The sequence below is a fragment of the Maribacter sp. genome (assembly GCF_049667165.1).
Classification (GTDB): domain Bacteria; phylum Bacteroidota; class Bacteroidia; order Flavobacteriales; family Flavobacteriaceae; genus Maribacter_A.
The window spans coordinates 1-18,878 of sequence record NZ_JBATHS010000083.1 but is presented as its reverse complement, the minus strand read 5'-3'; the positions used below and the strand labels follow the sequence as shown (position 1 = coordinate 18,878).

The 18,878-nt window shown below is 42.8% G+C and carries 21 protein-coding genes; 8 read left to right on the top strand and 13 right to left on the bottom strand.

Translation table 11 applies throughout. From position 1 onward, the window contains the following. The 10 genes from WBM98_RS04605 to WBM98_RS04560 form a co-directional block, all read right to left on the bottom strand. A partial coding sequence (locus WBM98_RS04605) for a GNAT family N-acetyltransferase (protein WP_424364853.1) occupies positions 1 to 525 on the bottom strand: 525 nt, incomplete at its 3' end. A gap of 350 nt (positions 526 to 875) precedes the next feature. Further along, on the bottom strand, positions 876 to 1,529 hold the full coding sequence (locus WBM98_RS04600) for a CoA transferase subunit B (RefSeq protein ID WP_424364852.1): 654 nt from the start codon (positions 1,527 to 1,529) through the stop codon (positions 876 to 878). Positions 1,530 to 1,565: 36 nt separating this feature from the next. After that, on the bottom strand, positions 1,566 to 1,883 hold the full coding sequence (locus WBM98_RS04595; RefSeq protein WP_424364851.1) for a four helix bundle protein: 318 nt from the start codon (positions 1,881 to 1,883) through the stop codon (positions 1,566 to 1,568). Beyond that, a complete protein-coding gene (locus WBM98_RS04590; protein ID WP_424364850.1) occupies positions 1,880 to 2,581 on the bottom strand; it encodes a CoA transferase subunit A in 702 nt (233 codons plus the stop codon). The genes WBM98_RS04595 and WBM98_RS04590 overlap by 4 nt, the downstream gene beginning before the upstream one ends. A 135-nt stretch (positions 2,582 to 2,716) precedes the next feature. After that, positions 2,717 to 5,074: a penicillin-binding protein 1A gene (locus WBM98_RS04585; protein ID WP_424364849.1), complete on the bottom strand. Its 2,358-nt coding sequence runs from the start codon at positions 5,072 to 5,074 to the stop codon at positions 2,717 to 2,719. Beyond that, positions 5,067 to 5,552, bottom strand: coding sequence for a gliding motility lipoprotein GldH (locus WBM98_RS04580; protein WP_424364848.1), 486 nt, complete (start codon positions 5,550 to 5,552; stop codon positions 5,067 to 5,069). The genes WBM98_RS04585 and WBM98_RS04580 overlap by 8 nt, the downstream gene beginning before the upstream one ends. After that, positions 5,545 to 6,726, bottom strand: a complete 1,182-nt coding sequence (locus WBM98_RS04575; RefSeq protein ID WP_424364847.1) for a PSP1 domain-containing protein — start codon at positions 6,724 to 6,726, stop codon at positions 5,545 to 5,547. The genes WBM98_RS04580 and WBM98_RS04575 overlap by 8 nt, the downstream gene beginning before the upstream one ends. A gap of 139 nt (positions 6,727 to 6,865) precedes the next feature. Continuing rightward, positions 6,866 to 7,897, bottom strand: coding sequence for a rhodanese-related sulfurtransferase (locus tag WBM98_RS04570; protein WP_424364846.1), 1,032 nt, complete (start codon positions 7,895 to 7,897; stop codon positions 6,866 to 6,868). 56 nt (positions 7,898 to 7,953) lie between these two features. Continuing rightward, entirely contained in the window at positions 7,954 to 8,184 is a 231-nt protein-coding gene (locus WBM98_RS04565) for a ferredoxin (RefSeq protein WP_424364845.1), read from the bottom strand. Further along, positions 8,184 to 9,425 carry a peptidase U32 family protein gene (locus tag WBM98_RS04560; RefSeq protein WP_424364854.1) on the bottom strand — a complete coding sequence of 414 codons (1,242 nt, stop codon included), beginning with the start codon at positions 9,423 to 9,425 and terminating at the stop codon, positions 8,184 to 8,186. Before WBM98_RS04560 ends, WBM98_RS04565 begins: the two co-directional genes overlap by 1 nt. Positions 9,426 to 9,618: 193 nt before the next feature. Here WBM98_RS04560 and WBM98_RS04555 point away from each other — a divergent pair, with 193 nt between their 5' ends. The 5 genes from WBM98_RS04555 to WBM98_RS04535 all read left to right on the top strand — a co-directional run bounded on the left by WBM98_RS04555 (position 9,619) and on the right by WBM98_RS04535 (position 13,859). Beyond that, positions 9,619 to 9,807, top strand: a complete 189-nt coding sequence (locus tag WBM98_RS04555; RefSeq protein WP_424364844.1) for a hypothetical protein — start codon at positions 9,619 to 9,621, stop codon at positions 9,805 to 9,807. A gap of 292 nt (positions 9,808 to 10,099) precedes the next feature. Continuing rightward, positions 10,100 to 11,104 carry a recombinase RecA gene (gene recA, locus WBM98_RS04550; RefSeq protein WP_424364843.1) on the top strand — a complete coding sequence of 335 codons (1,005 nt, stop codon included), beginning with the start codon at positions 10,100 to 10,102 and terminating at the stop codon, positions 11,102 to 11,104. 162 nt (positions 11,105 to 11,266) lie between these two features. Beyond that, positions 11,267 to 11,686: a hypothetical protein gene (locus tag WBM98_RS04545; RefSeq protein ID WP_424364842.1), complete on the top strand. Its 420-nt coding sequence runs from the start codon at positions 11,267 to 11,269 to the stop codon at positions 11,684 to 11,686. 26 nt (positions 11,687 to 11,712) lie between these two features. Continuing rightward, the gene (locus WBM98_RS04540; protein WP_424364841.1) at positions 11,713 to 12,279 is read left to right on the top strand and encodes an RNA polymerase sigma factor; all 567 of its coding nucleotides are present in this window, start codon (positions 11,713 to 11,715) and stop codon (positions 12,277 to 12,279) included. Between the two features lie 59 nt (positions 12,280 to 12,338). Beyond that, positions 12,339 to 13,859, top strand: coding sequence for an outer membrane beta-barrel protein (locus tag WBM98_RS04535; protein WP_424364840.1), 1,521 nt, complete (start codon positions 12,339 to 12,341; stop codon positions 13,857 to 13,859). 67 nt (positions 13,860 to 13,926) lie between these two features. On the opposite strand, the gene WBM98_RS04530 is transcribed toward WBM98_RS04535, so the two are convergent. Continuing rightward, entirely contained in the window at positions 13,927 to 14,673 is a 747-nt protein-coding gene (locus WBM98_RS04530) for a lysophospholipid acyltransferase family protein (RefSeq protein WP_424364839.1), read from the bottom strand. A 71-nt stretch (positions 14,674 to 14,744) separates the two neighbouring features. Between WBM98_RS04530 and trpS the strand changes: the two genes are divergently transcribed. Continuing rightward, positions 14,745 to 15,713, top strand: a complete 969-nt coding sequence (gene trpS, locus WBM98_RS04525) for a tryptophan--tRNA ligase (RefSeq protein ID WP_424364838.1) — start codon at positions 14,745 to 14,747, stop codon at positions 15,711 to 15,713. 223 nt (positions 15,714 to 15,936) lie between these two features. Here the strand turns inward: trpS and dprA are convergent, their stop codons facing one another. Beyond that, complete coding sequence (gene dprA, locus WBM98_RS04520) at positions 15,937 to 17,040, bottom strand: DNA-processing protein DprA (protein WP_424364837.1); 1,104 nt, start codon at positions 17,038 to 17,040, stop codon at positions 15,937 to 15,939. Positions 17,041 to 17,144: 104 nt separating this feature from the next. Here dprA and WBM98_RS04515 point away from each other — a divergent pair, with 104 nt between their 5' ends. Further along, positions 17,145 to 18,095, top strand: coding sequence for an SPOR domain-containing protein (locus WBM98_RS04515; protein ID WP_424364836.1), 951 nt, complete (start codon positions 17,145 to 17,147; stop codon positions 18,093 to 18,095). Between the two features lie 55 nt (positions 18,096 to 18,150). Then, positions 18,151 to 18,669 carry an acyl-CoA thioesterase gene (locus WBM98_RS04510; RefSeq protein WP_424364835.1) on the top strand — a complete coding sequence of 173 codons (519 nt, stop codon included), beginning with the start codon at positions 18,151 to 18,153 and terminating at the stop codon, positions 18,667 to 18,669. Here WBM98_RS04510 and WBM98_RS04505 read toward each other — a convergent pair. Next, the coding region (locus WBM98_RS04505) for a helix-turn-helix transcriptional regulator (RefSeq protein ID WP_424364834.1) at positions 18,670 to 18,878 on the bottom strand (209 nt) is incomplete at its 5' end.

The following is an 18,878-nucleotide window of genomic DNA, read 5'->3' as shown; positions in this document are numbered from 1 at the left end:
GTTGAAGTTAATCAAATCAAATCGCATTAGCCAATCCATTTGTTTGTCTTTTCCGATATAATAAGGGTGCGTTCCGAATTTATAAAATCCGTTTTCTTCGTAGAATTTAATCGCTTTTATGTTGTGTTCCCAAACCCCCAACCAGAGAAACGTCTTGGAGGTTTTGGCTGTTCTACCTTTTATTTCTTGCAAAATGCATTTGCCAAGGCCATTGCCTTGAAAATCGGTAAGCACATAGATACGCTCCAACTCCATCGAATCCTGCCCTTTCAAGTCAGTCTGGGCTTCATTTTCGTTCAACTTGAAATAGGCCACAAGATTATTTTTTTGATATACAAAATAAAATGAAGTGTTGGGATCATTCAATTCATCAGTTAGTTTATCCCTATGAAACGCAAAATCGATATAGGTTTTAAAATCTTCCGGATTGTTGTCAGCCTCAAAAGCGGCGCGAAAAGTAGTTCTGGATATTTGGACCAGTTGATCCAAATCATCTTGGGTGCATTTTTTGTAAAAGAGATGCATTTGGTTTTTGATAGACCATGAAAATAGCAAAAAAAAGCCACGTTGTGGGCGTGGCTCTAATTCATATCATTTTTGAAATGATTATAGCATAAACAACTTTTTGATCAATAAAACTACTCCGTGATAAAAATCGTTTTTATACACTAAGATTTCATCTTTCATTGGGGCATGGTTCATTTGGGCATCCATAATAAATAGGTTTGTAGATAGGTTTGGGGTTAATCTTTCAGTACACTGTAAATTTAATCTAAAACGACGTTCTTCTCTAAATTATTGTTGTGAAGGATGCGTATAATGTTGTGAAAAAAATGAAAGGTAAATTTCATCGATGAACAACCTAACAATTGGGCTCAAATTTGCATTTCGGGGATGGCCCCTTCCACTATTAAAGTTCCACTTGTGGCATTTTGGATTGTTTCGATTGAAACCCCCGGAGCCCGTTCCAAAAGCTTGAACCCACCCGCAGTAACTTCAAGGACGGCAAGATTGGTCACTATCTTTTTTACGCAGGCCACACCGGTCAAGGGCAAGGTACATTTTTTCAGGAGCTTTGATTCTCCCGCCCTATTCGTATGCATCATGGCCACAATGATATTCTCTGCAGAAGCCACTAGATCCATAGCGCCCCCCATACCCTTCACAAGTTTGCCCGGAATCTTCCAATTGGCAATATCGCCATTTTCCGAAACTTCCATGGCTCCCAAGATGGTCAAATCCACATGCTGGCCGCGGATCATTCCAAAACTGGTCGCTGAATCAAAGAAGGAGGCTCCTGGGAGCGTTGTGATCGTCTGTTTGCCCGCATTGATGATGTCTGCATCTTCCTCCCCTTCGAACGGGAACGGACCCATGCCCAGCACCCCATTCTCACTTTGGAACTCCACATGGATATCATCCCTAACAAAATTGGCGACCAAGGTTGGGATACCGATACCGAGGTTTACGTAATACCCGTCTTTAACTTCCTGTGCAATGCGTTTGGCGATTCCGTTTTTATCCAACATTAATTTGATAATTAGATTATTTGTTTGATTTGAAGATCACTTGTTCTTACTTGTTGAAATAATTTTTGAGATAATCATTATTATTGATTTAAGGTCTTCATGTAATTCTATTTTTGGTCTAGGGTAAAAGGGAGATTCCTCGCACAATCGCAACCAATATTCTACTTCGTCGGCCTCTTTCGCGGCTATTTTAAATTTATGAATAAAATCTGCTTTGCTTTCCGCATTTTGTGCTTCCCTGATGTTTGCCCCGATTGATGTTCCACTTCGAAATATTTGTGAAGCCATTTCAAACTTGTTCAGTTCCCTGATCGACTCAGAAAATTCAATGATCTTAATTGATTTAAGAATCAATTGCGCTTCCGTACCGTTCGTTGTTCTATTCGTTTTTCATACTTCTTTCCTTGGAAAATGCGTTGCACGAATATTCCGGGGACGTGGATTGCGTTGGGGTCCAAAGATCCCGCGGGCACCAATTCCTCTACCTCGGCAACCGTAATATGGGCCGCACCACACATACAGGGATTGAAATTTCGGGCCGTTCCCTTAAAAATCAGGTTTCCGGCCTCGTCACCCTTCCAAGCTTTCACAAAGGAAAAGTCGGCCTTAAAGGCATTCTCCAACACATACATTTTGCCATTGAATTCCCGGGTTTCCTTACTTTCCGCTACCTCTGTGCCAAAACCCGCAGGCGTATAGAAAGCGGGGAAACCTGCTTGTGCCGCCCTGCATTTTTCGGCCAAGGTACCTTGTGGGGTAAGTTCGACCTCCAATTCGCCACTTAACATCTGACGCTCAAACTCATCGTTTTCACCCACATAGGATGAAATCATTTTCCGTATTTGTTTTTTCTGCAGAAGCAGGCCCAGCCCAAAATCATCCACGCCGGCATTATTCGAAATACAGCAAAGGTCCGATACCCCCATTCGCACCAATTCGGCAATTGCATTCTCAGGAATACCACAAAGGCCAAAACCGCCCAACATCAAAGTCATTCCGTCGGTCACCCCTGCTAGGGCTGCTTGTACATGGTCTACTGTTTTACGTATCATAGTCAGTGGTATATTTAATAATCAGCACAAATCCATCCCTACTAAAATAAGGTTTTAAATAGTAAATGCCCTTACCTTTTCGCTAAAAAGTAAGGGCATACGGTATGGTATTGGACCATTATGATAGGATGGAGTCTAGAAATCCAGATCGTCGAGATCTGTGTCCAAATCCTTGGCCTTGTTTGGGTCTTCGGCAGGTGTTGAGCAATCTAGATTGATCGACATATTTTCTGGTTTGGGAAATTCACCATCGGATACCCCCAACTCTTTATCAGCATAGTTCTTTTTCATGTATAGCCCCCAGATGGGCAGGGCCATTGATGCCCCTTGGCCATAGGTAATCGTCTTGAAATGTATGGCACGATCGTCACCGCCGACCCAAACTCCAGTGACCAAATTAGGAACCATCCCCATAAACCAGCCATCACTTTGATTTTGGGTCGTTCCGGTCTTACCGGCAATGGGATTCTTGAATTCATATGGATATCCCGTGATGATCTCTTTGTACTCCGGTCTCCATTTATCATATCCTGTGGTTCGTAAGCGGGTACCTGAGCCCCCTTGGGTCACACCTTCCATTAAATTGACCATGGCATAGGCGACTTCCTTGCTTAACACATCTTTGGTTTCAGGTACATATTCAAAGAGTACGGTACCATTCTTATCCTCGATACGGGTCACCATAACGGGCTTCACATACACCCCTTGGTTTACAAAGGCGCCATAGGCCCCTACCATTTCATATACATTGATGTCATGGGTTCCCAAAGCAATGGAGGGTACCTCTGGAATCTCTCCTGTAATTCCAAGGTTCTTTGCGATCGAAACCACGGATTTAGGACCGACCCGATCGATCAATTGGGCAGTTACACTATTTTTGGAATTGGCCAAGGCCCTTTTCAAGGTATACATCTCCCCTGAAAATTTGCCTTCCGAGTTTTTGGGGCACCAAGGTTCGGGGTTCCCGTGTTTTTCAGCCTCAATACAGTATTGCGTGTCGGGCAGCTCATAACATGGTGATAAGCGTAACTGGTCGATGGCCGCAGCATAGACAAATGGCTTAAACGTCGAACCCGCCTGCCGGGCGCCTTGATAGACATTGTCATATTGAAAATGTCGATAATCAACACCCCCTACCCACGCCTTTACATGGCCCGTTTGGGGCTCCATGGACATCATGGCTGTTCTCAGGAACATCTTATAATACCGGATAGAGTCCCTTGGTGTCAATATGGTATCTTTCTCGTGGGTCTCGCTTTTCCAATCAAAAACGGTCATCTCGGTCTTTATATTAAAGGAAGCACGAATGTCCTTTTCCGATTTGCCTTGTCTTTTCATTTCACGCCATCGATCGGAAGTCTTCATGGCGCGGTCCAGAATATTGTCTATCTCCTCTTTTTCCAAATCAAGAAAAGGAGCTGTTTTGTTACGATCAGGGGTGTTTTGGTGAAAAAATTCAGTCTGTAGCCGTTCCATATGCTCTTGCACCGCTTCTTCGGCATTGGCCTGCATTCGTGAATCGATAGTCGTATAGATCTTTAAACCATCCAAATAAAGGCTCCATCGATCACGTTCCCCTTCAATGGCCGGTTTTGGGTTTTTCTTGATCCAATCGTTCATAAACCCTTGTAGGTACATCCTGAAATAGGTGGCAAGTCCTTCCCGATGCGATTCAGGATTAAAATTGATGTCCATTTTCAACGCTTGAAGCGAATCCCTTTCCTGTTCACTTATATATTCAAATTTTTCCAATTGGCCCAAAACCATGTTTCTTTTGTTTCGTGTCAGTTCTTCACGCCGCAATGGATTGTACAGGGAGGAATTCTGCAACATGCCTACCAACATGGCCGATTCCTCTATTTTAAGATTTTTGGGCTCCTTGCCGAAGTAAATACGGGAAGCGGACCGAATACCGTCGGCATTGTTACCGAAATCATAGATGTTAAGGTACATCTTAATAATCTCTTCCTTGGTATAATTGCGTTCCAGTTGTGTAGCAATCACCCATTCCTTTGCTTTTTGTTTTATGGTCTCAAAGATATTTTTAGACCGAGGGCCTACATAAATCTGACGTGCCAATTGTTGGGAAATTGTACTGGCACCCCCTCGCTTCCCTAAAAAGAAAAAGGCCCTCAATGTGCCTCTGGCGTCAATTCCCGAATGATCGTAAAAACGAATATCTTCACTGGCGACCAAGGCGTCAACAAGGTTTTTCGGCAAATCGTCATAGCCTACATCGGTACGATTATCATCCAAATAAAACTTGCCCAATGTTTTTCCGTCGGCGGAAATAATTTCAGTGGCCAGATTGGTCTGTGGGTTTTCAAGCGTCTCATAGGTGGGCAAAGGTCCCAAAAATCCCCATGAAGCCATTAGAAACAACAAGGCCACGGAAAAAACGCCCACAGCAAACAAAATCCAGAACCATTTGATAAATTTAGAAAAGCCCGTTTTAGTCTTTTTCTTTTTGGCCTTTGCCATATTTCTACTCATTACTTTTAACAATTTCGAATCCGACATCGGTAATGCCCTCTAGGTTCACAACACCTTCGACATTGCCATTCTTCCGCATAGCATGCGACACGCGTAAGGTATATACGCCCGAAGAAGGAAAAACGATGTTTTCCTTATACCATAATTTATTTTCCTTAATACTTCCATACCCCTTACCCAGCCAAGTGCCATCGGGTTGGGCCATCATATACTCCAAGGTATCGGTAACCGTATCGCCATTCGGATAGTCGAGCGCGGCTATTAAAAAAAGGTTGCTATACGAAAATGTGTTATCATTTCGAATATTGATAAACATATCGTGTTTGTTTATGGTGTCTAGACCCGTGAAATTGAATTCAACCACACTATCCTTATTCCATGAACCATTGGTAGTGGCCTTATAATCGGTTTTTACAATGGAATCGTCACAGGAAACCAAAAAAACCACGCTTACCAATGCTGCCAATAACCTAAGCATTTTTTTGCTGTCTTTTTCGATTGTTTCTATTATTTCTATTCTTCTTGTTTTTGTTGTTTTTGTTCCTATTGCCGCGATGCTTTGGCCGGTCGAAACGGGTAAGGCTATCCTGCCCCACTACATTTTCGAAAACCACCTTGTCCTCAACCAAATTGTCTACCGCATATTCCTCCAAACTGGCAACTTTCTCTTTCTTCCTGTTCTTGGTCATGATCTCAATGACCTGGTCTTTTGAAAGCATGTGCCAATTGGCGGGTTCCTCTTTGTAGGAGAACCATAGCTTGGATTTGAAAATATCGGATTTCTGACAAAAAGCCATCCCTTTCTCCGTAAATAATTTGGTGTCTTGGGGAGGAAAGTCTTTCAACGCCTCCAAGTATAGATCGAGCTCGTAATTAAGACAACACTTTAACTTGCCACATTGACCGGCCAATTTCTGTGGATTCAAGGAGAGCTGTTGATAACGGGCGGCGGAAGTGCTTACCGACCTAAAATCGGTCAGCCATGTCGAACAACACAATTCCCTGCCACAAGACCCAATACCTCCCAAGCGTTGGGCTTCTTGCCGATAACCTATTTGTCGCATCTCGATGCGAATACCAAAGGCCTTGGCCATATCCTTTATCAATTGCCGAAAATCAACACGTTCCTCGGCCGTATAGTAAAACGTAGCCTTTGAGGCATCGCCTTGAAATTCCACATCGGAGATCTTCATCTGTAATTTTAGGATGATGGCAATCTCTCTGGAACGTTTTTTGATTTCTTCTTCCCGATCCCTCGCCTTCTGCCAGATATCAATGTCTTTTTGGGTGGCTTTTCGGTAAACTTTCGGGACATCCTCGGCATCTGGATTCTCCTTTTTCTTCTTCATCTGCACCCGAACAAGTTCTCCCGTCAAGGTGACCATGCCAATATCGTGGCCTGATTGTGCCTGGGTAGCCACAACATCACCAATTGAAAGTGTCAAATTCTCCGTGTTTCTGAAGAATTCCTTCCTGCTATTTTTAAATCGGACCTCAATAACGTCAAACGGTTTCTCACCATTCGGAAGTGACATATTGGAGAGCCAATCGAATACCGTTAATTTATTACAACCATCGGTGCCACAGGTCCCATTGTTCTTGCACCCTTTTGGTTGTCCGTCCTTACCGGTTGAACAACTGTTACAACCCATATTTTGTATCTTGATTTGGGAACGCCTTGGCAGCATCCCAAAAAAGGTTCATATTAATCTTACATGTAAAGATAGTATAAATTGTTGCAGATGTAAAACGAGACATGGCAATTGAAGGATTACACGTTTTTTAACTTGGCTATTTTTTAAACTTCAATACCTCGGAACGCCCTTTTTTAAAAATCTTATTGCTTACCGATTTGCCCTTGCGAAGTCTTTTTTGCTCCTCATAAGGCAAGCCGTGGATCTCTTTGCACCCGTTCGAACAGCAATCGTTCATTTTCGCCGCACATGCCTCACATTGGATAAACAATAAATGACAGGCTTCATTGGCACAATTTACATGGGTATCACATGGTTTGCCGCATTGGTGGCATTGCGCAACCACATCCTCGGAAATACGTTCCCCACGCCGGTGGTCGAATACAAAGTTCTTACCCACAAACTTGTTCTCAAGGTTTTGGTCTTTCGCCTGTCGTGCGTACTCTATAATGCCCCCCTCTAACTGATACACATGCTTAAAACCCTTATGCTTATAGTATGCACTGGCCTTTTCACACCGAATCCCACCTGTGCAATACATGACCAGGTTTTTAGCTTCCTTAAATGATTCCAGGTCCTTTTCGATGATATCCAAGGAATCCCGAAAGGTATCTACATCTGGGGTAATGGCGTTTTTAAAATGCCCAATCTCACTTTCATAGTGATTTCGCATATCGACCAAAAGGGTGTTGGGGTCCTCGATCAATTCATTGAACCGTTTTGCGTTGACATGCACCCCCTTATTGGTCACATCGAAGGTGGCATCATTTAGGCCATCGGCCAAAATCTTCTTTCTCACTTTTACCTTCAATTTCAAGAAAGATTTATTGTGCTGTTCGATGGCGATGTTCAATCGTACGTCGTTCAGAAAAGAAATACTGTCTAAATGTGCTTTAAAAGCCTTGAAATTTTCAGCCGGCACCGATAATTGGGCGTTTATACCCTCATGGGCCACATAGATACGACCAAGAACATCGAGTTCGTTCCAATGAATGAATAAATGGTTCCTGAAAATGGTCGGGTTTCCTATATGTGCATATTGGTAAAAGGAAATGGTCAGGCGTTCCTTTCCGGCCTGTTCAATAAGGGTTTCCCTTTCCTTTGCACTTAATGTATTGTACAGTTGCATGCTATACCAATCGTTACGTTAAAGAATAGTTTAAAGTTGCGAAGATAGTATAATCACTAGACAATCTTCGTACTGATAATCTTGACCGGACAGGCCAATTGTGCCTGCTTACAGGGCTCATAAATAGCATTGTCATGCGATTTAATGGTGAAAAACCCTTTTTTATCGGTTGCCCTCAACAAGACGCTTTTCCCATCTTTTTTGGACATTTGAAACTGCTCAGGTGCCAATTCCACACAATAGTTGCAACCAATACATTTCTTTCTCTGCAAGGTTACCACGACCATTATTCCTTCACGATTTTATACAATTTGTCAGAGGGCCGAATCTTAAAACCGGTTGGAAAAGTACAGTTGTTTCCTTTCTCGGCCAAGGTCGTGGGAAGGTCATCTACCATAACCTGTTGCAATTCGAGTTCCTGTACACCCGTTGTAGGACCAGTGATCAATAAGGTGTCGCCCACCTTTATATCGAAAGCCTCAATCTTGAATTCCGCAATCCCGGGTCGAGGATAATAATGTACCCCTTTACCCACGTACAATTTCTTTTGACTGGCTTGAGTACCCGGTCCGTCGCTCCACTCCCCGAGTTTTTGACCGAGGTAATACCCTCCCCAAAAACCACGGTTATAGACTTTTTCCAAGGCCTTCATCCAAATAGCGACTTTTTCCTTGGTGAATGTTCCCTGGTCGTGCGCATCGATGGCCTCTCTATAGGTTTTGGTCACGGTCGCCACATATTCGGGAGCCCTGCCCCTTCCTTCTATCTTCAAGACTTTTACCCCTGCATCGATAATCTGGTCTAAAAAATCCAAGGTACAAAGATCCTTGGGCGACATCATGTATTCGTTGTCGATTTCAATTTCAAAACCACTCTCTTGGTCAATGACCGTGTATTTTTTTCGGCAATTCTGTTTGCAAGCCCCCCTATTCGCCGATGAATTATGGGAATGCAGGCTGAGATAGCATTTTCCGGAAACCGCCATGCACAATGCGCCATGGCCAAAAACCTCAACCTCGATCAACTTTCCGGAAGGTCCTTTTACCCCTTCTTTCTGTATTTGTCCACAAATATGCTTGATCTGTCGTAAACTCAATTCACGACTTAATACCACGGTGTCGGCAAAAAGTGAATAAAACTTGACGGTTTCAATATTGGTTATATTTATCTGGGTCGATATATGAACCTCCATATCGTTTTGCCTGGCATAAGCGATTACCGCCTGATCCATTGCGATAACAGCGGTGATACCCGCCTTTTTGGCTGCATCCAAAACCGTTCGTATTACAGACAGGTCATGATCGTATATGATGGTATTCAACGTCAAATACGTTCTGATCTTCCTTTTGCTACAGCGTCGGGCAATCGTAGGCAGATCTTCAAGCGTGAAATTGATGGTTGCCCGTGCCCGCATGTTCAATTGCTCAACACCAAAATAGACCGAATCCGCACCATTGTCGATGGCCGCTTGCAGGGATTCAAAATTCCCGGCAGGGGCCATTAATTCTATCTTTCCATTTCTTGTCATCATTACAAGTCGCTGTATTTTTTGGATTGCAAAGATACATTTTATGGACATATTATCATCCTATCCCTTAAAAATCAAGGACCTAGATAACAAACCCATTGGGAATGTATATACTAGTTATTTGACTTGACCGTATATTGAGCCGAAACATAACGCCTTCATCGGCCTTTTTTTCGCGGTTTGTTTTGAAAAGATGGTTCAATACACTGATGAAAGTCCTAAAAAGATATGCTCTGAAGTACACCCAGGTATTGAAATGGGAATCGCCAAGTTCCCAAAGGCTTGGGCACGGTATTCAGTAACCACCCAGATGTTTGCCATTCCCCCAGAATCAACACTGAAGACTGTGGATGCATTGCAAGCTGGCCAATCACGATTTTAACCATTAAAAAAGAGCCTTGAGAATTCAAGACTCTTCATAGGCCATCCCATTTTTTTCTTTTTCATAACATTCTTACAAATGTAAAAAAGGGAAATGACCACTACTGCCCAACGTCCGAAAACAATTGGTTCATATATTGAGTTAGTATATGCTATTTTCATTGAGATACATCTTTTGCAAAAAGGTTGCGTTGGTGAACCTCCTAATTTGGACATTCCGTGTACAAAATATTTTGGAGTGATGGTAATATGCGAAAAGAAATGGTAAATTAGCAATCCTAATTTTATACGAGATGAGTTCTGAAAAAGAAGCAAAATTAAAAGCATTAAAACTAACCTTGGACAAACTGGATAAGACCTATGGTAAAGGCGCCGTAATGAAGATGGGGGATAGTATCGTTGAGGATGTGGAAGTAATCCCTTCGGGTTCCTTGGGTCTGGATATTGCGCTTGGTGTTGGTGGTTACCCCAGAGGAAGGGTCATTGAAATATACGGTCCCGAATCATCGGGTAAAACGACCTTGACACTACATGCCATAGCTGAAGCACAAAAGAATGGGGGTATTGCAGCTTTTATTGATGCAGAACATGCTTTCGACCGTTTTTATGCTGAAAAATTAGGGATAGATATAGATAACTTGATTATTTCCCAACCAGACAATGGGGAGCAGGCGCTCGAAATAACGGATAATCTGATTCGTTCGGGGGCCATAGACATTGTGGTCATCGATTCGGTTGCCGCCCTCACCCCAAAAAGTGAGATCGAAGGGGAAATGGGGGATTCGAAGATGGGATTGCATGCACGATTGATGTCACAGGCATTGCGAAAATTGACGGGTTCTATCAGCAAAACCCATTGTACTGTGATCTTCATTAACCAATTGCGGGAGAAAATCGGGGTGATGTTCGGGAATCCGGAAACCACTACGGGTGGAAATGCCTTGAAATTCTACGCTTCGGTACGTTTGGACATTCGGCGTTCAACACAGATCAAAGATGCCGATGGGGCTGTTCTAGGAAATAAAACGCGGGTAAAGGTGGTCAAAAACAAGGTGGCCCCTCCCTTTAGACTAGCGGAATTCGACATATTATACGGTGAGGGGATTTCCAAGATAGGGGAGATTATCGATTTGGGTGTACAATATGAAATTATAAAGAAAAGTGGGTCATGGTTCAGCTATGGCGATACCAAACTAGGCCAAGGCAGGGATGCGGTGAAGGCACTTTTAAACGACAATCCTGAATTGTTTGAGGAATTGGATGTGAAAATCCGTGAGGCCTTAAAAGCGATTAAATAAGCTGTTATTAGAGCATTGATGATTGAATGAACAGGCGCCTTTCGGCGCCTTTTTATTGTCTGTGACCAAAATATTCGAATCAAAACGACTTTTCTTGTACCTTAACGATAAGTAACGCAACCATAACCCAATAATTTCATCTTAGAAATAAATTATTAGTTTATGAAAAGGACATTTTTAGCACTTTGTGCCCTTGCGGTAGTACTACTTTTAAATTCATGTGATTTAGGGGATGACAGTCCTAACTTTCATTTCGTAACCCTACGGATTGAAAGTGTGGAAATGCCGGAATCTTTTGACCTCAATGAAACGTATGAAATCAATGTCACCTATACGGTCCCTGACGGATGTACCCTCTTAGAGGGTTTTGACGTGACCAAGGAGGAGGTAACCACAAGGAAAGTTGTGGCCGTAGGCTCCCAAAGAACCGATCAAAAAACCTGTACGGAAATTATTCGTGAGGAAGTAAGCTCCTTTAGTTTTGTTGTACTTTATAGCGAACCCTATTTGTTTCGATTTTACCAAGGGGAAGATGTCAATGGTGACCCGCTGTTTTTGGAGATAGAAGTTCCGGTGAACTAAACCATGATAATAAACTAAGCATTATTTTGAGTCTGGAAGAACTCATAGACAAATGTAAAAAAGGCGATAGAAAGGCACAAGAGCAGTTATATAGGCAATTTTCCAATATACTGTTCGGTATCTGTCTTAAATATTCACGCAATAAATCGGAGGCTGAGGATAGTCTTCATGATAGTTTCATGACCATCTTCGAAAAAATCGGCCAATATAAATCCAAGGGCTCTTTTGAAGGGTGGCTAAAACGCATTACGGTAAATACGGTATTACAGAAATATAGGAAGGAAGAATTCTTAAAGGTAGTTTCTGAAAATGTGGAAGCCGAGGTGACAGTAGATACGGAATATGACGATATTGAACTGCAGACCCTATTAAAATATATTCAGGAACTACCGAATAAATACCGATTGACCTTTAATCTATATGTGTTGGATGGCTATTCGCACAAAGAGATAAGCACCATGCTTGGCACATCGACAGGTACCTCAAAATCGAACCTTGCCCGTGCAAGATTGATCTTAAGGGAAAAAATTGAAAAAACAACGACCAGGGCGATCATCGGCATTTTGATAATGGCCCTGGGAGGAACCCTGTGAACCCATCGAAGTGGTTCACAACCGAATAAAAGACATGAACATGCTTAACACATAGCAAAATGAGCAAAAAAAACTTGGATAAATTATTCCAAGAGAAACTCTCTGATTTTTCAGACGTCCCTACAGAAAAAGTCTGGCGAACCATTGAAGTCTCTTTGAATAAAAAGAAGAAAAGTCGCAAGGTGATTCCCTTTTGGTGGAAACTAGGCGGTATCGCCGCCGTATTGGCCCTGGGTTTATTCCTGATCAATCCGTTTAAGGACAGTGATGCAGATCCCAATGCGGTTATCACTGATGTTGAACAGTTGAAGGAAGACAATCAGAAGAAGTCGAAGGATAGTGATCAATCCCCTATCCCCAATGCTCCTGAAGTCGTGGGACAAACCTTTCCAGAAGCGGTTAAGACACAAAATACCAATCGGTCTGAAAGGAAGACAAAACCACTCAACACCCCTTCAACGATAGCCACTTCCTCGAAAAATCAGGAAAAAGAAGCAAACGGGAAAAGCCAAGGTGCCTTTGGGACGCAGCAGCATGAAGTATCTGAAATAGCAGCTCGTGACTCCTATAAAACGGGCGAAATGAATGATACTAACAATAGCATTGGGAAAGAGACGGAAGCCGTAAGGGTCGCCGGTGGGCAAGTCGCTGCAAATGCTGGTACAGGCAACGACCAAACCGCTGACGCCCATACCGATGAAAACCGGCCAATTCGCAGAGATTCCAATGCCAAGGAAGAAGCCATCATAGCATTGAAGTCTGAGGAAGTAGAAGAAAACAGTGCAAGTGGTACCCTTTCGATTTTTGATGCAATGGATAAAGAAGAAGAAGGGATTACGGAAGTCAAGGAAAGCAAATGGTCTGCAGGCCCGAGTATCGCACCTGTTTATTTCAATGCCTTTGGCAATGGTTCCCCCGTTCATTCCATCTTTGTTCCCAATTCAAAATCGGGTGATGTGAACCTGAGTTACGGTCTGGCAATTTCCTACGAAATAAACAAAAAGCTATCTATTAAAACAGGTATCCATAAAGTCGATTACGGGTACAATACCAATGATGTGGCGTTTACCTCCACGCTAGAGCGTATCGGTAATGGTCAGATAGAAAACATCAACTATAGTTCCGCCTCCAGGAATATCCTAGTGGATAGCAAATCGGACAACTTCAACTCACTAACCAACAGAACCGCTTTGGATGTTGCCACCCAGAACCCATCCCTATCAGGGGTAATGGCACAGCAATTTGGGTATTTGGAGATTCCATTGGAACTGAAATATGCCCTTGTCGACCGTACATTCGGGGTTGATCTTATCGGTGGACTAAGTTCATTGATCTTGGTAGACAATTCAGTTTCGTTGACCTCTGGTGAACTGACCACTGAAATGGGAGAGGCCAACAATGTAAATACCATGAATTTTAGCACCAATATAGGATTTGGTGTCAATTATAAGTTTACACCGAAAGTACAATTGAACATTGCACCTATGTTCAAATACCAATTGAATACGTTTTCTGGTACCGCTGGCGATTTTCAACCTTTTACCATTGGCGTATATAGTGGATTGAATTTTAAATTTTAGAGGAGTGGTTTAACTCCGCGGTTGCGATTACCAAAGCTTCCAAAATCTTGGTACAATGTTCAGGGCTTTATTTTTCATTGGGTTTTTTCAATTCCCTTAAAATGACATTACGTACTTCTTCACGTAACGTGGATTTGTCCTCATCCTCTAAAAGTGCAGTTTCAAAAAAGGAATGTACCTTGGCCCGAATCAATCCAGGTCCCCCACTCAAAAAAGTGAAGGAAAACCGTTTTTTATTGTCATAAAATGTCATGGGCACCACAGGAATATTATGGGCAATGGCCATTTTAAAGACTCCATCCTTAAATTGATCCAATAAAATGTGTTCTTCAGGAACCCCTCCCTCAGGGAAAATACAGATACTCAATCCCTGGTCCAATCTTCGTTGCGCCCGGCGGTAAACACCCGTTCTACTGCGACTATCTTCCCGATCTACCATAATGCAGACACGTTTATAGAAAAAACCGAACAGGGGAAGCTTTACCAATTCCTTTTTGCCTACAAAAACAAAAGGATTCCTGCTGATTCGAAGCATCAACATAATATCCAACATACTGGTATGGTTAGCCACCAACATATAACTCTTGCCCCGAACCATTTTCTGCTCCCAAAAGATTTTTTGAGGGCAACCCATGCCCAACAATATCGGCCTTGCCCATAAGTTTCGAGCCAGCCAGAAAAATTGGGGATACGATTTTTCAGATATGGTGGTAATTACCAAAAAGGGCAAGAAGAGGAGTATGGGCACTAGTACCAATACGTAAAACCAAATGCGGTATAAAGTGAATCCTATATTTTGCGCAATGCGATGCATTGATCAAAAATAACAAATTGAACCAGTTATTTGCGATTTGTTTTACCTTTGTGCTTCTTTAAAACAATGCAATGGCAAGAATACTGACTGGCATACAAAGTACGGGGGTTCCACACCTCGGAAATATTATGGGTGCTATCATCCCGGCCGTACAAATGGCCCAAGATCCCAAGAACGAATCTTTCTTATTTATTGCAGATATGCATTCCCTGACCCAAATTAAAAATGGGGATGAACTAAGGAACAATACCTATGCAACGGCAGCTACTTGGCTCGCTTTTGGATTGGATATTGACAAAACCGTTTTTTACAGACAGAGCGATGTTCCACAGGTAACCGAATTGGCTTGGTATCTTAGTTGCTTTTTCCCTTATCAACGACTAACCCTTGCCCATTCCTTTAAAGATAAGTCCGATCGCCTTGCTGACGTCAATGCCGGGTTGTTCAACTATCCCATGCTCATGGCTGCCGATATCTTGTTGTACGGCGCGAATATCGTCCCTGTAGGTAAGGACCAACTACAGCATATTGAAATGACACGGGATGTTGCTTCCCGGTTTCATGGCCAATTAGGGGATACTTTCGTACTGCCAGAAGGAAAAATACATGAAGACACCATGTACGTTCCGGGTACCGATGGACAAAAAATGAGCAAAAGCAAGGGGAACCTTATCAATATTTTCCAACCAGACAAGGCATTGCGTAAACAGATCATGGGAATCAAGACCGATAGTACCCCCATGGAAGACCCAAAAGACCCTGATACCGATAACGTATTCGCCCTGTACAAGATCCTAGCCTCAAAAGAGCAAATTGCAGAAATGAGGGCTAATTATGAAGGAGGGAATTACGGCTATGGTCATGCAAAACAAGCTTTGTATGAAGTGATCCTTGAAAAGTTCGGGCCGGCACGTGAAAAGTTCGATTACTATATGAACCATCTTGAGGAAATCGACAATGCCCTTGAAATCGGTGCTGGAAAAGCGAAAAAAGTGGCAGATCAGGTATTGAATCGGGTTAGGGGCAAGCTGGGGTATTGATTTTCTGTAAACAAACCGAGCGGTTTGTTTTAGCCTTCTTTTTATGATATTTAAAGCACGCCAACTTCGGTTTTTAGTCCGCACTTCATCGATGAAATGCGATTATATCGAACCCATTCCACTTCAATTCGCATTGCACAAACCGCTGGGTCTGTAAAAAGCGAATTAAATAGCCGGTCTGTCGTTAAGGATTTTGGTTGGATTTTACCCTGATAGGCGCTTTTTATACTGCCTCAAACAATTTTCCGGGCAACGGCCGAATAACCCCTTTCATTTCCATGGTCAGAAGTGTCGATGATACCTTGAATATGGGCAGTTGGCAATCGAGGGCAATGGTATCCAATATTTGTTTCCCCTCTTTTTGCAAATAGCAGTAGATCTTTTGCTCAATGTCATCCAATTCGACGAACAACTGTGGCTGGATCGGCTTGGTATCCTTTGGTTCCAATTCCCAATTCAATAAATAGATCACATCAGCGGCCGATGTGATCATATGGGCCTTTTGTTGCTTTATCAGGTTATTACAGCCCGAACTGTACTTGTCCTGAGCCCTGCCCGGAACAGCGAAGACCTCCCGATCATAACTGTTTGCAATATCTGCCGTGACCAAACTGCCGCCTTTTTCCGCAGATTCAATAACAATGGTCGCCTCGCTCATTCCGGCGATAATGCGGTTCCGCCTTAGGAAATTCTCACGATCTGGATTGCTGGTACTCCAAAATTCAGTAACGAACCCCCCGTTTTTCTCCACCTCATCGACATACCTAGCATGGACCTTGGGATAGATCTGGTTTAATCCATGGGCCAAACATCCTATGGTCTCTAAACCATGTTTTAAGGCTGTTTTCTGCGCATGAATATCAACCCCATAGGCAAATCCGCTTACGACAATTGGGTCTAAGGGAGCCAGGTCCTCAATAAGCGTTTCGCAGAATGCCATCCCATAACTTGTGATATTCCGTGTACCGACAATGCTTATAATCTTACGTTCTTTCAAATCAAAATTGCCCTTTTTGAACAAAATCAATGGACTATCGATGCAATGCTTTAAATATCTAGGGTAATCAGTGTCGGTAAAATACGTGTAAGCGATATCATGATCCAAAATATACTGTACTTCGTTCTCAGCGGCTTCAAGATGTTCAGCGTCGTGAAGACCCCTAATCGTCAAGGTACCGATCCCATCGATCTTAAGCAGGTTTTTCATTGTATCGTCAAAAACAGCCGTTGGACTGCCACAATGTGTTATGAGCTTTTTTGCCGTAACGTCCCCAATATTCGGAATGTTCTGCAACCTTAATACCGCAATTAATTCATCTGTAGTCATTTATATGGGACACTTAGTTATCCACAAATTACCAAAAATATTATGTTAATAAAAAGTGCCGTTGAAACTATTGAACCCGTATAATTTTTATAATATTTGTTGCAATGGTCTTAGAACGCTATATCTCCGATTTACTTTATCGTTACAACTGTGTGGTTGTTCCTGGCTTTGGTGGCTTTTTGTCCCAATATAAATCCGCAGTACACAATACACAGGACCATTCGTTTTCACCCCCTTCAAAATCCCTGTCGTTCAACAAACAATTATCTTCCAATGACGGACTTTTAGTGTCCTATATGGCGGAGGTCGAAAATCGTTCCTACGAGGAAATGCTACAACAGGTGATGGGCACTGTAGAAGCTTGGAAACGAACATTAGATCAAGGCGGACGTTTGTCTTTGGAGCATATTGGTGACCTGAAATCAAATAAGGAGGGTAGAATCCTATTCCAACCGTCCTATCAGCTCAACCATTTGACTTCTTCCTTTGGATTATCTTCCTTCGTATCAACGCCGATTGCCCGGGAAGTCATGAAGAAAGAGATTGTTGCGCTCGAGGAGAAAGTTCCTTTGGTCTTTACCCCAGAACGAAGGAAGGAAACAAACCTTCGCTCCTATCTGAAATATGCCGCTGTCATTCTTTTGGCCTTATCAACGGGATTGACAGGATATAGATTCTACAACGAAACCCTAAGCCAACAGCAAATAGTGGTTGAGCAGGCACAGGAGAAGGTAGCAAAAAGCATTCAGGAAGCCACCTTTTTTGATACGTCACCATTGGAACTACCTACCCTTAACCTAAAGGTTGTTTCAAAAAAACCAACAGTAGGCATACACCACATTGTGGCCGGAGCTTTCCGGTACAAGGCAAATGCGGACAAAAAAATACGCCTCCTGAAAAGACGAGGCTTTGATGCCGGTTATCTCGGCACCAATAACCATGGATTGCATATGGTGACCTACAGCAGCTATAGCGATGTTGACGAGGCCCTTCAAAACTTGAGAACAATTAAGAATACGCAATCCCAAGATGCGTGGTTGCTCTCCATTCGATAGCGTTGTTTTTCAAAATATCCTTTGTTAAATAGGTATCTTTGCACAAAAGTTAGGTATGCAGCCCAAAAATCCAAGTGACTCACGTACGATAATGACCGATTTGGTCCTCCCCAGCGAGACCAATCCTTTGAACAATCTTTTTGGAGGTGAACTTTTGGCCCGAATGGACAGGGCGGCCAGTATTGCGGCTCGTCGCCATAGTCGAAAAATTACGGTAACAGCTTCCGTAAACCACGTCGCCTTTAACCAAGCTGTGCCTTTGGGCAGTGTGGTCACCGTTGAGGCTGCCGTGTCAAGAGCCTTTAGAACTTCAATGGAGGTGTATATCGATGTGTGGATGGAAGACCGTACCAATAGAAAGCGTTCGAAAGCGAATGAAGCGATTTATACCTTCGTAGCCGTAGATGAGACTGGCAAACCCACTGAAGTTCCTCCATTAGAGCCCGTAACCGAATTGGAAAAGGAACGGTTCGCGGCCGCATTGCGTCGAAAACAACTGAGTTTGGTACTGGCCAAAAAGATGAAACCCAGCGAAGCTACCGAACTTAGGGCCTTGTTTATGGGTGATAGGTAGTTAGGTGTTGTTTAAAAATTTCTGCATAAGTGCGGCTTTACTATCCACCTCAAAAATCTGATATAACCTTTTTTGGTAACTCTTCACGGTATTGACACTTATACAAAATTTTTCTGCCGTCTTTTTATAGGTAAAGCCCTTTACAAAAGCTTCCAAAACACCATATTCACGTTCCGAGAGCTGGGTTTGGTACTTTTTTTCTATGTAAT

Coding starts and splice junctions, on each gene's coding strand:
- WBM98_RS04600 (WP_424364852.1), bottom strand. CDS start 1,529: ATGTTGGATAAAAACGGAATCGCCAAACGCATTGCACAGGAAGTTAAA.
- WBM98_RS04590 (WP_424364850.1), bottom strand. CDS start 2,581: ATGATACGTAAAACAGTAGACCATGTACAAGCAGCCCTAGCAGGGGTG.
- WBM98_RS04585 (WP_424364849.1), bottom strand. CDS start 5,074: ATGAGTAGAAATATGGCAAAGGCCAAAAAGAAAAAGACTAAAACGGGC.
- WBM98_RS04580 (WP_424364848.1), bottom strand. CDS start 5,552: ATGCTTAGGTTATTGGCAGCATTGGTAAGCGTGGTTTTTTTGGTTTCC.
- WBM98_RS04575 (WP_424364847.1), bottom strand. CDS start 6,726: ATGGGTTGTAACAGTTGTTCAACCGGTAAGGACGGACAACCAAAAGGG.
- WBM98_RS04570 (WP_424364846.1), bottom strand. CDS start 7,897: ATGCAACTGTACAATACATTAAGTGCAAAGGAAAGGGAAACCCTTATT.
- WBM98_RS04565 (WP_424364845.1), bottom strand. CDS start 8,184: ATGGTCGTGGTAACCTTGCAGAGAAAGAAATGTATTGGTTGCAACTAT.
- WBM98_RS04560 (WP_424364854.1), bottom strand. CDS start 9,425: ATGACAAGAAATGGAAAGATAGAATTAATGGCCCCTGCCGGGAATTTT.
- WBM98_RS04555 (WP_424364844.1), top strand. CDS start 9,619: ATGGTTCAATACACTGATGAAAGTCCTAAAAAGATATGCTCTGAAGTA.
- recA (WP_424364843.1), top strand. CDS start 10,100: ATGAGTTCTGAAAAAGAAGCAAAATTAAAAGCATTAAAACTAACCTTG.
- WBM98_RS04545 (WP_424364842.1), top strand. CDS start 11,267: ATGAAAAGGACATTTTTAGCACTTTGTGCCCTTGCGGTAGTACTACTT.
- WBM98_RS04535 (WP_424364840.1), top strand. CDS start 12,339: ATGAGCAAAAAAAACTTGGATAAATTATTCCAAGAGAAACTCTCTGAT.
- WBM98_RS04530 (WP_424364839.1), bottom strand. CDS start 14,673: ATGCATCGCATTGCGCAAAATATAGGATTCACTTTATACCGCATTTGG.
- trpS (WP_424364838.1), top strand. CDS start 14,745: ATGGCAAGAATACTGACTGGCATACAAAGTACGGGGGTTCCACACCTC.
- dprA (WP_424364837.1), bottom strand. CDS start 17,040: ATGACTACAGATGAATTAATTGCGGTATTAAGGTTGCAGAACATTCCG.
- WBM98_RS04515 (WP_424364836.1), top strand. CDS start 17,145: ATGGTCTTAGAACGCTATATCTCCGATTTACTTTATCGTTACAACTGT.
- WBM98_RS04510 (WP_424364835.1), top strand. CDS start 18,151: ATGCAGCCCAAAAATCCAAGTGACTCACGTACGATAATGACCGATTTG.